6 protein-coding genes (1 of these 6 cut by a window edge) are annotated in these 14,568 nt (G+C 74.7%); 2 read left to right on the top strand and 4 right to left on the bottom strand.

Translation table 11 applies throughout. The features are described from left to right. Positions 1–10 precede the first annotated feature (10 nt). From ACIRYZ_RS26825 to ACIRYZ_RS26815, 3 genes are read right to left on the bottom strand one after another with little or no spacing between them, the layout of a single operon-like run. On the bottom strand, positions 11–1,030 hold the full coding sequence (locus tag ACIRYZ_RS26825) for a DMT family transporter (RefSeq protein WP_402948646.1): 1,020 nt from the start codon (positions 1,028–1,030) through the stop codon (positions 11–13). Further along, positions 1,027–2,319, bottom strand: a complete 1,293-nt coding sequence (locus ACIRYZ_RS26820) for a DUF6421 family protein (RefSeq protein ID WP_402948644.1) — start codon at positions 2,317–2,319, stop codon at positions 1,027–1,029. The genes ACIRYZ_RS26825 and ACIRYZ_RS26820 overlap by 4 nt, the downstream gene beginning before the upstream one ends. Continuing rightward, the gene (locus ACIRYZ_RS26815; protein WP_402948643.1) at positions 2,316–2,894 is read right to left on the bottom strand and encodes a bacilysin biosynthesis protein BacA; all 579 of its coding nucleotides are present in this window, start codon (positions 2,892–2,894) and stop codon (positions 2,316–2,318) included. The genes ACIRYZ_RS26820 and ACIRYZ_RS26815 overlap by 4 nt, the downstream gene beginning before the upstream one ends. Before the next feature lie 402 nt (positions 2,895–3,296). On the opposite strand from ACIRYZ_RS26815, the gene ACIRYZ_RS26810 reads away from it, so the two are divergent. Further along, positions 3,297–4,334 (top strand): GDP-mannose 4,6-dehydratase, encoded by a 1,038-nt coding sequence (locus tag ACIRYZ_RS26810; protein WP_402948641.1) that lies wholly within the window; start codon positions 3,297–3,299, stop codon positions 4,332–4,334. 51 nt (positions 4,335–4,385) lie between these two features. Here ACIRYZ_RS26810 and ACIRYZ_RS26805 read toward each other — a convergent pair whose 3' ends face one another. Continuing rightward, a complete protein-coding gene (locus ACIRYZ_RS26805) occupies positions 4,386–4,700 on the bottom strand; it encodes a hypothetical protein (RefSeq protein WP_402948639.1) in 315 nt (104 codons plus the stop codon). Positions 4,701–4,972: 272 nt separating this feature from the next. Between ACIRYZ_RS26805 and ACIRYZ_RS26800 the strand changes: the two genes are divergently transcribed. Beyond that, positions 4,973–14,568, top strand: partial view of a type I polyketide synthase gene (locus tag ACIRYZ_RS26800; RefSeq protein ID WP_402948863.1) — the beginning only. The gene runs 18,448 nt beyond the window's last position; the window shows 9,596 of its 28,044 coding nt (coding positions 1–9,596); it begins with the start codon at positions 4,973–4,975; its stop codon lies off the right edge, out of view.

Below are 14,568 nucleotides of genomic sequence, written 5' to 3'. Positions count from 1 at the left end.
TCCTTTGCCGTCACGATGTTCCTTGCTGGGTGTGAACTTCGGGTCCCTTCCTGGTGTGCCTCTCGTCCGAAGCCGCCTCGACCGCGGCGCGCCCGGCAGGGCGGGCACCGCCGATGGTGAGCCACACACCGACCCCGCACAGCAGGAGCAGCAGGAGCACGAGCGGTCGAGGCACGGCCTCCCGGCCCATGGCCCACTCTCCCAGGCGCACCAGGAACGGCACCACGAGTGCGAGCGCGGAGGTGAACAACGGCCCCTTGCGCAGGATGAGTTCGTGCGAGATGAGGAAGACCGGGGCGGTGAGGACCGCGCCGAGAACCGCGATGCCGCCCCAGTCGGCCAGGGAGACGCCGCCGAGCGGGACGAACAGGACGACCGTCAGCCCCAGCATGACCGTGCCCGCCCCGGTGACGGCGGGCAGCGCCGCGACCGGAGTCAGGTCAGCCATGCGTCGCCGGTAGACGTAGCCGTACACCGCGTACGTGAAGGTGCCGCCGAGTGCCAGCAGCCCTCCGCCCACCAGGGCGCCCCCACCGGCCCCGGAGCCCGCGCCGCCGACCGCGGAGGCGTCGGCCAGGGCGTACCCGCAGGCCGCGACCACGGCCAGCACCGTGCCCAGGACCTTGCGAAGTGTGGAGGGCTCGCGGAAGGCGGCGACTCCGATCACGAAGGTGATACAGGGCAGCAGGGAGACGATCAGGCCGACCCGGGAGGCTCCGATGAAGCCGGTCCCGAGCAGCGTTCCTGAGTAGTACGCGAAGAAGCCGAGGAAGGCCAGCAGCGCGACACTTCCGCCGCGGGCGGTCGCGGCCCGGACGTCGGACCGCGACCGCGGGTACAGCAGGGCGATGACGGTGATGACCACGAAACTGGCCGCTGTCCGCCCGGCCGCCACCGCCAGCGGGGGAACGCCGTCGACCAGATGCCCGGCGAGCAGCCAGCCGGCGGCCAGCAGGGCGATCATCAGTGCCGAGAGGGCGGGCACCACGAGGTGCCCGCCCCGGCGGGGGCGCAGGGGCGCGTCCCTCACCATTCCGCCCGCTCGAACTCCAACGCGGGCATCCGGTCCAGCCCCTGCTTGGCGCGCAGCAGGACCCGCTGGTCCTCGGTGAAGGCGTACCGCTGCCGTGCCGTACCGGCAGCGGCGGGCTCGGGAGCCGGAAGGTACCTGCGGACCAGTTCCTTGGCCGCCGAGCGGTACTCGTCGTCGGTTGTGACCTCGGTCTCCAGCTTCTCGACCGTGGCGACGAACTCCCGTAGCGCGTCGAGAGCCTTGTCCCGGTCGAAGCGCAGCAGTTCGCCGTCGGCCGGGGAGCCGGCCAGCGCACCGTGCTCGCGCAGCCAGGAGTAGAGGAGGACCCCGGTGCCCGAGTCGAAGTTGCGGGTGGCGTCATCCGCCTGCGGGTAGCGGAAGACCCGCTCCAGCAGGATCATGTCGACCTGTTCCGCCGCGAACGGGACGACACCGCTGTCCGCACAGGCCAGAACGGTCTTGGCGTCGACCTTGATCTCTTCCAGCAGGCCGACGAACCAGTTCATCTTCAGCGAGATGTGCTGGTCGAACGGCCAGAGCCCCTGGTAGTGCATCGAGTCGTGCAGATAGCCCCAGATGGCGCGGGCCTCGAAGCACACGTCGGCGTCCAGGCCCGTGGACGCACGGGGCAGGGACTCCGGAGTCAGGACGGCCGCCGCACCGGGAAGCGCGTAGGTCTCGTGGATCTTCCGCATCTTGTTGTAGAAGAACATGGCGTACGGCTGCTCGGTGATCTTGTCGTGAGCGGCCACGTTCTCCGGGAAGAACACCAGGCAGTTGCCCTGCCTGAAACCTGCGCTGCCGGTGATCAGAACGAGCGACTGGCAGTTGTTCTTGGGATGCGGGTACGACACGGCCAGCTCCGGCAGCGCGGCAGGCTCCTTGCGCAGCGCGAAGAAGCAGTCCAGTCGCTTGCCGACGGGCGGCGCGCTGTTCGTGCTCTGCAGCGGTGCGAGGAAGAAGACGGCCGAGCCGTCCTCGGGTACGCGCAGGGCGTCTCGCGAGCGTGCGAAGTGCGGCAGTGTGTCGAGGCCGGCCGCGAGCCAGCCGTCGACATCGGCGGCCAGCGCGGCCGCCTGGCCGTCCCGTCCGTGCCGCGCGTACCAGGCACACGCCTCGTCGCGGATACGGCCGAGCAGCGCCCGGTCCTCTTCGGTCGCTCCGGGAACGGTGCCGTCGTCTGCCTGACGCTCCCGGAAGCGGTCAACCTTCGGGATGAGAGACCCGGCCAGTTCGTCGGCATCGGAGAGCAGGTCTGCGTGGACCGGAGCGGTCGCGATGGTCACAGGGCCGCTCCCACCGGGAGCAGCTGCTCGTCCTCGGCGCCGACCGCCAGAACCTGATGGACGGTGAACACCATGGGCACGGCGCCGAAGTCCCGTACCACGCGCAGTCCGTGGTTCTCGGCCGCGACGATGGTGGTGATGCAGCCCTCGACGCGACCTTCGGCACACTCGATGGCCGCCCGGGAGTTGCTCAGGACCTCCTGGATCTCCGTGCCGACGGGCACAAGACCCGTGGGCGCCGGGTGCGAGGCGACCGCGGCGGGCACGTCCACCCCATTGGTGGCGAGCACCATGTTGTGCGTCGGCATGATGAAACTGTCGACCATGTGCAGGCGGTGCAGGTTCCCGAACACTAAGGTGTGCAGCTCCGGATAGACCGCGCAGGCGACCAGCGCATGCTGTCCGTCGTCCGGAACGGCGTCGAGCGCGGACTCGATGGAGGAGTGCAGCTCCACCGTTCCCCGGACTCCCCGCCGGCGCAGCCATTCGTGGGACGCGGCTTCCAGATTGGTGCCGCGCGGGCCAAGCGTGTGCAGGTGCCGGACGCCGTCCGCCCCGATTTTCGTATGCCTCATCGGCTCTCCCTCCCCCAATGAAAGATCAAAGCGACCGTGCCAGGTGGTTCCTGGAGGTCTTGGACAGGAGAACATGCCCGATGAAAGTGATCAAGTGAGTGCAGACGTGATCTCGGATGATGGTCCCGGGCGATAGGGAACACAATCGCTCATTACGGATGTGCAGGTGCTTCCCGGGGCATGATCGTCAATCAGCGCGAAATCATGCCATCGGGGCCGGGTGCCGTGGTGGGTGTTGCGAAGCTCGCTCGCCCGCATCGCTGTCGCCGGAGCGACGACCTGCCCGCGGACGGGGGCGTTCAGGGGCGGCGTGCGTCGGAAGTCTCGCAAATTCCTTAGCCTCACCTCTGGTTCGCTGGCCGTGCCGAGAGCGCTCCGCGAGCAGTGGCTGAAGGGGAACGGATGTCCAAGCGTGCACTGATCACCGGGGTGACCGGTCAGGACGGGTCGTACCTGGCCGAGCACCTGATCTCCCTGGGATACGAGGTCTGGGGCCTGACCAGGGGGCAGGCCAACCCGAGGAAGGACCGGGTCAGCAGGCTGATCCCGGACCTGCGGTTCGTCGACGGCGACCTGATGGACCAGAGCAGTCTGGTCTCCGCGGTCGACACCATCCAGCCGGACGAGGTGTACAACCTCGGGGCGATCTCCTTCGTGCCGATGTCCTGGCGCCAGCCGGAACTCGTCACCGAGGTCAACGGCACCGGCGTGCTGCGGGTGCTGGAGGCGATCCGGATGGTCAGCGGGATCAACAAGCCGGCCGGTGCCGCCGGCGGTCCCGGGCGGATCCGGTTCTACCAGGCCTCCAGCTCCGAGATGTTCGGCATGGTGGCGGAGACCCCGCAGAACGAGCGGACCACCTTCCATCCGCGCAGCCCGTACGGCGTGGTGAAGACCTACGGTCACTACATCACCCGCAACTACCGTGAGTCCTACGGGATGTACGGTGTCTCGGGGATCCTGTTCAACCACGAGTCGCCGCGCCGCGGGGCCGAGTTCGTGACCCGGAAGATCTCCCTCGCGGTCGCGCAGATCAAGCTCGGCCTGCAGGACCGGCTGCTGCTCGGCAACCTCGACGCCGTCCGCGACTGGGGCTTCGCCGGGGACTACGTCCGGGCGATGCACCTGATGCTCCAGCAGGACGAGCCGGGCGACTACGTCATCGGCACCGGGCGGATGCACTCGGTGCGGGACGCGGCCCGGATCGCCTTCGAGTGCGTCGGGCTCGACTGGGAGCGGTACGTCGAGGTCGACCCGGGGCTCGTGCGGCCCGCCGAGGTGGAGACGCTCTGCGCCGACGCCGGCAACGCGCGGGAGACGCTGGGCTGGGAGCCGAAGGTCGACTTCCCCGAGCTCATGCGGATGATGGTCGAGTCCGACCTGCAACAGGCGCGCGTGGCCCGCGACTACGACGAGGTGCTGGCCGGCGCCCGCTGGTGACACCGGCCGGGCACAACGGAAGGGCGGTGGGGACGCGAAATCCCCACCGCCCTACCGCTGTTCGACGGCCCGCCCGCTCGGCGGCCGGGAGAGTTCCAGGATCGCCAGCGCGATCCCGGCGCCCTGGTCGCCGAGCCGGGAGGCGTAACGGCGCAGCATCGCGTTCTCCTGTGCGAGGCTGGTGGTCGGCAATCCGGCGGCGCGGCGGCTGAGTTGGTGGCCGCGGGCCAGCCGGATGCGGTGGACCAACTGGGCGATCAGCTGCTCGTCGAGCTCGCTCAGCTCGGCCGCGGCCGGGTCCGTGGAGCCCTCGGTGGAGGGCAGCGGCACTCTCGGTGCGTCGCCGTGCGGGAAGGGTTCGGGCATGGCGGTGATCCTCGTCGACGTCGGGGCGCTCGGCCCGGTCGGGCCGCACCCATGGCTCGCGCAACTGACGATCCAGCCGAACGGCCCGGCAAATCCCTAGAGTCCGGCGGCCGTTCGGACATGATCGACAGACCCTAGGGAAATTCGGCGCGGCCCCGATCGAGACTGGGCGCTGGAGTGCGGGAATGCGAGCGCCGCGCGTGCCGGGCACGCGGGCCGTCCTCAAGCGGATCCCTGCCGTTCGCCGGTCTTCCAGATGGGTTGCGTCGATGATGGACAAGGAACAGAAGCTCCGGGACTACCTCAAGCGGGCCAGCGCGGACCTCCAGCGCTCCCGGCAGCGGGTGGACGAGCTGGAGGCGGCCGCCCGGGAGCCGATCGCCATCGTGGGGATGAGCTGCCGCTTCCCCGGCGGGGTCGCGGCTCCCGAGGACCTCTGGGCGATGCTCGTCGCCGGCGAGGACGGCATCACCGGCCTGCCCGCCGACCGCGGCTGGGAGCTCGACCCGGCGGACGGGCCGGTCGACGTCCGGGGCGGGTTCCTGCAGGGCGCCGCCGACTTCGACCCGGGCTTCTTCGGCATCTCGCCGCGCGAGGCGCTGTCCATGGACCCGCAGCAACGCGTCCTGCTGGAGGCGTCCTGGGAGGCCATCGAGCGCGCGGGCATCGACCCGAGCAGCGTCCGCGGCACCCGCACCGGCGTCTTCGTCGGCGCGATGCCGCAGGACTACCGCACCGGGCCGGACGACGACGTCCAGGGCTTCGTGCTGACCGGCAACGCGACCAGCGTGATCTCCGGCCGCCTCTCCTACGTCCTCGGCGCCGTCGGCCCGGCCGTCACCGTCGACACCGCGTGCTCGTCGTCGCTCGTCGCGCTCCACCTGGCCGCGCAGTCGCTGCGCGCGGGGGAGTGCGGCATGGCGCTCGCCGCGGGCGTCACCGTCATGTCGACCCCCACCACCTTCGTCGAGTTCGCCCGCCAGGGCGGCCTGGCCTCGGACGGCCGCTGCCGCTCCTTCGCCGACTCCGCGGACGGCACCGGGTGGGCCGAGGGCGTCGGCGTGCTCGTCCTGGAGCGGCTGTCGGTGGCCCGGCGCAACGGGCACCGGGTGCTGGCCGTCGTGCGCGGCACCGCCGTCAACCAGGACGGCGCCTCCAACGGGCTCACCGCGCCCAACGGGCCGTCCCAGCAGCGCGTCATCGAGCAGGCGCTGCGCAACGCGCGGCTCTCCGCCGACCAGGTGGACGCGGTCGAGGCGCACGGCACCGGTACCGTCCTCGGCGACCCGGTCGAGGCCCAGGCGCTGCTCGCCACCTACGGGCGCGGGCGGGACCCGCAGCGCCCGCTGCTGCTCGGCTCGGTGAAGTCGAACCTGAGCCACACCCAGGCCGCGGCGGGCATGGCCGGGGTGATCAAGACGGTGCTGGCGCTGCGGCACGAGCTGCTGCCGCGCACCCTGCACGTGGACGAGCCGTCGACGCACGTCGACTGGGAGTCCGGCGCCGTCCGGCTGCTGACCGAGGCGACGCCGTGGCCGCAGGGCGCCGAGCCGCGCCGCGCGGGCATCTCGTCCTTCGGCCTCAGCGGCACCAACGCGCACGCCATCATCGAGGAGGCGCCGGCGGCGGAGGAGGCGCCCGCGTCCGAGACGGTCGAGGCCGGGATGCTGCCCTGGCTGGTCTCCGGCCGCACCCCCGAGGCGCTGCGCGCCCAGGCCCAGCGGCTGGTCGCGTTCCTGGCGACGGACGCCCAGGGCTCCGACGCCGACCTCGCCCACGCGCTCGCCACCACCCGCGCCGCCCTGGAGCACCGCGCCGTCGTCACCGCGGCCGGCCGCGCCGAGGCCGTCGCGGCGCTCACCGCGCTCGTGGAGGGCGAGGGCGACAGCCGGGCGGTGCTCGGCACCACCCAGGGCCGGGGCAAGCTCGCCTTCCTGTTCGCCGGCCAGGGCTCGCAGCGCATCGGCATGGGCCGCGAACTGGCCGCCCGCTTCCCGGTGTTCGCCGCCGCGCTGGACGAGGTGCTCGCCGGGCTCGACGTCCAGCTCGAAGGCCGGCCGGGCGCGCCGCTGCGCGAGGTGATCTGGGGTGCCGACGAGGACGCCCTGAACCGCACCGGTCACGCCCAGCCCGCGTTGTTCGCCGTCGAGGTCGCGCTGTACCGGCTGCTGGAGTCCTGGGGCGTGCGCCCGGACTTCCTGGCCGGCCACTCCGTCGGCGAGATCGCCGCCGCGCACGTCGCCGGGGTGTTCACCCTCACCGACGCGTGCGTCCTGGTCGCCGCCCGGGCCCGCCTGATGCAGGCCCTGCCGGCCGGCGGCGCCATGGTCGCGGTGCAGGCGAGCGAGGACGAGGTCCTCCCGCTGCTCGGCGACGGCGTGTCGCTGGCCGCCGTCAACGGGCCGCAGAGCGTGGTCGTCGCGGGCGAGACCGCGGCGGCCGAGGCCGTCGGTGCGCACTTCGCCGAACTAGGCCGCAAGGTAAGGAGGTTGCGCGTCTCGCACGCCTTCCACTCGCCGCTCATGGACCCGATGCTCGACGAGTTCCGTGCCGTCGTCGCCGGGCTGGACCCGCAGGCGCCCGCGATCCCGGTCGTCTCGACGCTCACCGGCACGCTCGCCACCGTCCAGCAGCTCACCTCCGCCGACTACTGGGCCGACCAGGCCCGCCAGGCCGTCCGATTCGCCGACGCCGTCGGCTGGCTCGGCGGCCACGGCACCGGGCAGTTCCTCGAACTCGGCCCGGACGGCGCCCTCGCCGCGCTCGCCCAGGGCGTCCTGGACGAACCGGCCGGCGAAGGCTGCACCGCCCTCGCCGCGCTGCGCCCCGGCCGCGACGAGACCGAGGCGCTCACCGAGGCCCTCGCCGGGCTGCACGTGCGTGGTGTCCCGGTGCGCTGGGATGCCTACTTCGAGGGCATCGGCGCCCGCCGCGCCGACCTGCCCACCTACGCCTTCCAGCACAAGCGCTACTGGCCGAAGAGCGCGCTCTCGCGCACCGGCGACGTCCGCGCCGCCGGGCTCGGCTCGGCCAACCACCCGCTGCTCGCCGCCGCCGTCTCGCTCGCCAACACCGACGGCCTGCTGCTGACCGGCCGGCTCTCGCTGCGCACCCATCCGTGGCTGGCCGACCACGCCGTCGACGGCACCGTCCTGCTGCCCGGTACGGCCTTCCTGGAGCTCGCCGTGCGCGCGGGCGACGAGGTCGGCTGCGAGCGCGTCGAGGAGCTGACGCTCACCGCGCCGCTGCCGCTGCCCGACCAGGGCGGCGTGCAGGTGCAGGTGTGGGCCGGACGGGCCGACGCGAGCGGGCGGCGCACCGTCGGCGTCTACGCCCGCCCCGAGGGCGATGAGGACGCCCCGTGGACCCAGCACGCCGACGGCATCCTCGCGCCGGGCGACTCGGCGGGTGAACAGCGCGCCATCGCGGAGGAGTTCACGCAGTGGCCGCCAGCCGGCGCCGAGGCCCTGGACCTGGAGGGCCTGGACGAGCGCCTCGCCGGTGCGGGCTTCCGCTACGGCCCGGCCTTCCGCGGGCTGCGCGCGGCCTGGCGGCGCGGCGAGGACGTGTTCGCCGAGGTCGCCCTGGACGAGGGCGCGAGCGGTGAGGCCGGCGCGTTCGGGATCCACCCGGCGCTGCTGGACGCGGCGCTGCACGCGACGGCGTTCCTGGGGCTCGGCGGGGTGCCGTTCTCCTGGCAGGACGTCAGCCTGCACGCCGCGGGCGCCTCGGTGGTGCGGGTGCGGCTGTCCGCGACCGGGGACGACTCGGTCGCCGTCGAGGTCGCCGACGCGGCGGGCGGCCCGGTCGTCTCGGTCGGCTCGCTGCTGCTGCGGGCGCTTCCGGCGCTGGCCGGTGCGGGCGCCGGGCCGGTCCAGGACGCGATGTTCGAGCTGCGCTGGTCCCGGCCGCGCGGCGGCGCGCAGGCGCCCGCCTCGGTGGCCGTCCCGGACGCGGACCCGCTCGGCCTCGGCGTGCTGCCGACGGCGGGCGAGGCCCCGGCCGAGGTGGTGCTCGTGCCGCTCGCGGGCGACCCGGCGGACCCGGTCGGCTCGGCCCACGCGTTGACGGCCCTGGCGCTGGCCCGGCTCCAGCAGTGGCTCGCGGAGGACACGGCCGGCCGGCTGGTCTTCGTGACCCGCGGCGCCGTCGCCACCACGGCGGACGAGGAGGTCACCGACCCGGCCGCGGCCGCCGTGTGGGGCCTGGTGCGCTCCGCGCAGGCCGAGCACCCGGGCCGCTTCGGCCTCGTCGACCTGGACCCGGCCGGCGGCCCGTTGCCCGAGCGCGCCCTCGGCGGCGACGAGCCGCAGCTGGCCGTGCGCGGCGGCGCCGTGCTCGCGGCCCGGCTGGCCCGCGCGGGCGCGGCGGCCGTGACCGGCGCCGCGTGGAACCCGGACGGGACCGTCCTGATCACCGGCGGCACCGGCGGCCTCGGCGCCGTCCTCGCGCGGCACCTGGTGGCCGAGCACGGCGTCCGTCGCCTGGTGCTCGCGAGCCGCCGGGGAGCCGCGGCCGAAGGCGCCGCCGACCTGGCCGCGCGGCTCACCGAGGCGGGCGCCGAGGTCGCCGTCGAGGCGTGCGACCTCACCGACCGCGCCGCCGTCGAGCGCCTGATCGCGGGCGTGCCCGCCGGACACCCGCTGACCGCCGTGGTGCACGCCGCCGGCGTGCTCGACGACGGCGTCGTCGAGCAGCTCACCCCCGAGCGGCTCGCCGCCGTCCTGCGGCCCAAGGCCGACGCCCTGTGGCACCTCCACGAAGCCACCCGCGCCCTGGACCTCGCCGCGTTCGTCGTCTTCTCGTCCTTCTCCGGCACCGTCGGCGCGGCCGGGCAGGCCAACTACGCCGCGGGCAACGCCTTCGCGGACGCGCTCGTGCGCACCCGCCGGGCCGCCGGACTGCCCGGACTCTCGCTCGGCTGGGGCCCCTGGGCCCCCGTCGGCGGAATGACCGGAGGGCTCACCGACGCGGACCTCGACCGGCTCGCCAGGCTCGGCACCCCGGCGCTCTCCGAGGCCGACGGCACCGCGCTGTTCGACGCCGCCCTCGTCCGCCCCGAGGCCGTCCTGCTGCCCGTCCGCCTCGACCTCCCGGCGCTGCGCGCGCGGGGCGAGGTGCCGCCGCTCCTGCGCGGCCTGATCCGCACCCCCGCACGGCGCGCGGCCGTGACCGCCACCGAGGCGGCCGGTGCCCTCACCCGCCGGCTCGCCGGGCTGGACGAGCGCGCCCGCACCGAGGCCGTCGTCGACCTGGTCCGTGCCCAGGTGGCGGCCGTGCTGCGGCACGCCGACGCGTCCGAGGTCGACCCGCACCGCCCGTTCCAGGACCTCGGCTTCGACTCGCTGACCGCCGTCGAGCTGCGCAACCGCCTGAGCGCCGCCACCGGCCTGCGCACCTCTGCGACCGTCGTCTTCGACTACCCGACCGTCACCGCCCTCGCCGGGCACGTCCTGGACGGCCTGACGGGCGCCCAGGCGCCCGCCGCCGCGGCCCCCGTGCGCGCGGCGGCCGACGACGACCCGATCGTCATCGTCGGCATGAGCTGCCGCTACCCCGGCGGCGTCGCCTCGCCCGAGGACCTGTGGCGCCTGCTGCGCGAGGGCACCGACGCGATCTCCGGCCTGCCCACCGACCGCGGCTGGGACGTCGATTCGCTCTACCACCCGGACCCGGACCACCTCGGCACCAGCTACACCCGCTTCGGCGGCTTCCTGCACGAGGCGGCCGACTTCGATCCGGGCTTCTTCGGCATGAGCCCGCGCGAGGCGCTGGCCACCGACGCCCAGCAGCGGCTGCTGCTGGAGGCCTGCTGGGAGGCGGTCGAGCGGGCCGGGATCGACCCGGTGTCGCTGCGCGGCAGCCGCACCGGCGTGTTCGCCGGCGTGATGTACAACGACTACTCCGCGCTGCTCGCGGGCGGCCGCTTCGAGGGCCACCAGGGCAGCGGCACGTCGCCCAGCATCGCCTCCGGCCGCGTCTCCTACACGCTCGGCCTGGAGGGTCCGGCCGTCACCGTCGACACCGCGTGCTCGTCGTCGCTCGTCGCCATGCACTGGGCCATGCAGGCCCTGCGCGCCGGCGAGTGCACGCTGGCCCTGGCCGGCGGCGTCACCGTGATGTCCACCCCGACCTCGCTGATCGAGTTCTCCCGCCAGCGCGGCCTCGCCCCGGACGGGCGCTGCAAGGCGTTCTCCGACCGGGCCGACGGCGTCGGCTGGTCCGAGGGTGTCGGCGTGATCGCCCTGGAGCGCCTGTCCGACGCGCGCCGCAACGGGCACCCCGTCCTCGCCGTCGTGCGCGGCTCCGCCGTCAACCAGGACGGCGCCTCCAACGGGCTCACCGCCCCGAACGGGCCCTCCCAGCAGCGCGTGATCCGGCAGGCCCTGGCCACCGCCGGGCTCGCCACGGCCGACGTCGACGTCGTCGAGGCGCACGGCACCGGCACCTCCCTGGGCGACCCGATCGAGGCCCAGGCGCTGCTGGCCACCTACGGCCAGGACCGCGAACTCCCGCTGCTCCTCGGCTCGGTGAAGTCCAACCTCGGCCACACCCAGGCCGCCGCGGGCGTCGCGGGCGTGATCAAGATGGTGCTGGCGATGCGACACGGCGTCGTGCCCCGCACCCTGCACGCCGCCGAGCCGTCCTCCCACGTGGACTGGGACGAGGGCGCGGTGGAGCTGCTGACCGAGGAGGCGGACTGGCCGGAGACCGGCCGCCCGCGCCGGGCCGGCGTGTCCTCCTTCGGCTTCAGCGGCACCAACGCCCACGTCATCCTCGAACAGGCCCCCGTCGTCGTCCCGCGGGATGCCACTCCGGCCGTCGCGGAGCCCGTCCTGCTGTGGCCGCTGGCCGGCCGCAGCCTGGCCGCGCTGCGCGACCAGGCCGCCCGCCTGCGTGCCTTCGCCACCGCGGACCCGGCCGCGAGCCCGGCCGACCTCGGCCTCTCGCTCGCCACCACCCGCTCCGGCTTCGACCACCGCGCCGTCGCCGTCGGCGGCGACCGCGACGAACTGCTCGCCGCCCTGACCGCCCTCGCCGCGGGCGAGTCCGCCGCCGGGCTGGTCGCGGGCGAGAGCGGCGCCGGCAAACTCGCCGTGCTGTTCGCCGGCCAGGGCGCACAACGCCTCGGCGCCGGACGCGAACTCGCCGGACGCTTCCCGGTGTTCGCCAAGGCGCTGGACGAGGTGCTGCGCGAGTTCGGCCCCCGGCTGGAGCGCCCGCTGCGCGACGTGCTGTGGGGCGAGGACGAGGAGTTGCTGAACCGCACCGGCTGGGCCCAGCCCGCGATCTTCGCCGTCGAGGTCGCGCTGTACCGCCTGGTCGCCTCGCTCGGCGTGCGGCCCGACGTGCTGCTCGGCCACTCCGTCGGCGAGATCGCCGCCGCGCACTGCGCCGGGGTGCTCCCGCTCGCCGACGCGTGCGCGCTCGTCGCCGCGCGGGCCCGGCTGATGGGCGCGCTGCCCGAAGGCGGCGCCATGGTCTCCGTCGAGGCCGCCGAGGACGAGGTGCTGCCGCGCCTGGTGCCCGGCGTCTCCGTCGCGGCCGTCAATGGGCCGCGGGCCGTGGTGATCTCCGGCCTGGAGGACGAAGTCCTGCGCATCGCCGGGGAGTTCGCGGCCGAGGGCCGCCGCACCAAGCGGCTGCGCGTCTCGCACGCCTTCCACTCGCCGCTGATGGAGCCGATGCTGGAGGAGTTCCGGCGCACCGTCGCGGAGCTGGACTTCCGCGCGCCGGCCATCCCGCTGGTCTCCGACACCACCGGCGAGCTCGCCACCGAGGCGCAGCTGTGCTCGCCCGAGTACTGGGTCGAGCACGTCCGCCGGGCCGTCCGCTTCGCCGACGGCGTCCGCGCCGCCCGCGCGGCCGGCGCCGCCACCTTCCTTGAACTCGGCCCGGACGGCGTGCTGTCCGCGCTCACCGAGGAGATCCTGGCCGACACTGTTCCGGCCGGTCATGGCGCAGTGACGGCCGTCCCGCTGCTGCGCGCCGGGCGCCCCGAGGAGCGGACCGCCGCCCTCGCCCTGTCCGCGCTCCATGTGCGCGGCCACGCCCTGGACTGGGCCGCGCTGTACGCGGGCACCGGCGCCCGCCGCACCGACCTGCCCACCTACGCGTTCCAGCACGAGCGCTACTGGCCCGAGGCCGAGCCCGGCATCGCCGCCCCGACCGCCGACCCCGCCGACTCCGCCTTGTGGGGCGCCGTCGAGCGCGGCAGCGCCGCCGAACTCGCCGGCCTGCTCGGCCTGCGCGACGAACAGCACGCCGGCCTCTACGCCCTCCTGCCCGCCCTCGCCGACTGGCGCCGCACCCGGCACGAGAAGGCCCAGCTCGACGCCGCCCGCTACCGCGTCCACTGGCGGCCGGTCCGCCCGGCGGCCGCGCCCGTGCTGGACGGCACCTGGCTGGTCGTCACCACCGACGCCGTCGACGACGCCGAACTCCTCGACGCGCTGCGCGGCCACGGCGCCCGTCTCGAACGGCTGGTGCTCGACGAGGACTGCCGCGACCGCGCCGAACTCGGCCGCCGGATAGCGGACTTCGGCGAGCCGAGCGGCATCCTGTCGCTCGTTGCGCTGGCCGACCGGCCCACCCCCGGGCCCGGCCTGCCGGAGGGTGTCGCGCTCGGCGTCGTCCTCGCCCAGGCCCTGGGCGACCTGCGCTCCGCCGCGCCGCTGTGGACCGTCACCCGCGGCGCCGTCTCCACCGGTCCCGCCGACCCGCTCACCAACCCCGTCCAGGCCGCCGCGTGGGGCCTCGGCAGGGTCGCCGCCCTGGAGCGCCCGCAGGCGCCGGGCGGGCTGGTCGACCTGCCGCCGGTGCTCGACGCGCCGACCGTGCAGGGCCTGGTCGGCGTCCTCGCGGGCAGTCAAGAGGTGCAGCGCGAAGCGCTTCCCAAGAAGGGTGGTGGCGGGCGAGGGGCAGGCCGCGGGGGAGAGGACCAGATCGCGCTGCGCGGCAGCGCCGCCTACGGCCGCCGCCTGGTGCGGCACGCCGTCGACGAGCTGCCCCGCGCCGAGGAGTTCACCGCCGACGGCACCGTCCTCGTCACCGGCGGCACCGGCGCGCTCGGTGCCGAGGTCGCCCGCTGGCTGGCCCGCAGCGGCGCCCGGCACCTCGTGCTCACCGGCCGACGCGGCCCGGACGCCCCCGGCGCCGCCGAACTCGTCGCCGAACTCGCCGAACTCGGTGCCACCGCGGCCGTCGTCGCCTGCGACGTCGCCGACCGCGACGCGCTCGCCGCCGTCCTCGCCGCGGTTGCGGCCGAGCACCCGCTGACCGGCGTCGTGCACGCCGCCGGCATCGGCCAGGCCGCCCCGCTCTCGGACACCCCGGTCGCCGAGGTCGCCGCGCTCACCGCCGCCAAGCTCCACGGCGCCGCCCACCTCGACGCCCTCCTCGCCGACCACGAACTGGACTTCTTCGTCCTGTTCTCCTCCGTCGCCGGCATCTGGGGCAGCGCCGGGCAGAGCGCCTACGCCGCCGCCAACGCCTACCTCGACGCCCTCGCGGAGAACCGCCGCGCCCGCGGCCTGACCGCCACCTCGATCGCCTGGGGCCCGTGGGCCGGCGCCGGCATGGCCGCCCACGAGGCCGTCTCCGACGGCCTGCGCCGCCAGGGCCTGCGCTTCCTCACCCCGGAGACCGCGCTCACCGAGCTGCGCCGCGCGATCGTGCACGAGGACGTCGCCGTGACCGTCGCGGACGTCGACTGGGAGCGCTACGCCCCCGTCTTCACCGCCGCCCGGCCGAGTGTCCTGTTCGACGAGCTGCCCGAAGTCCGCGCCCTCGCCCGCGCCGCCGCAGCCGATACCGGGGCCGCCTCCGACCTCGTCCGCCGCCTGCGCGGCCTGTCCGAGGCCGAGCG

Origin of the sequence: Kitasatospora sp. NPDC101155 (assembly GCF_044768305.1) — a bacterium.
Taxonomy (GTDB): domain Bacteria; phylum Actinomycetota; class Actinomycetes; order Streptomycetales; family Streptomycetaceae; genus Kitasatospora.
This window is presented reverse-complemented; position numbering and strand designations above follow the sequence as displayed.

Excerpts from the sequence above, each read along its gene's own strand:
- ACIRYZ_RS26805 (WP_402948639.1), bottom strand. The coding sequence starts at position 4,700 with ATGCCCGAACCCTTCCCGCACGGCGACGCACCGAGAGTGCCGCTGCCC.
- ACIRYZ_RS26815 (WP_402948643.1), bottom strand. The coding sequence starts at position 2,894 with ATGAGGCATACGAAAATCGGGGCGGACGGCGTCCGGCACCTGCACACG.
- ACIRYZ_RS26810 (WP_402948641.1), top strand. The coding sequence starts at position 3,297 with ATGTCCAAGCGTGCACTGATCACCGGGGTGACCGGTCAGGACGGGTCG.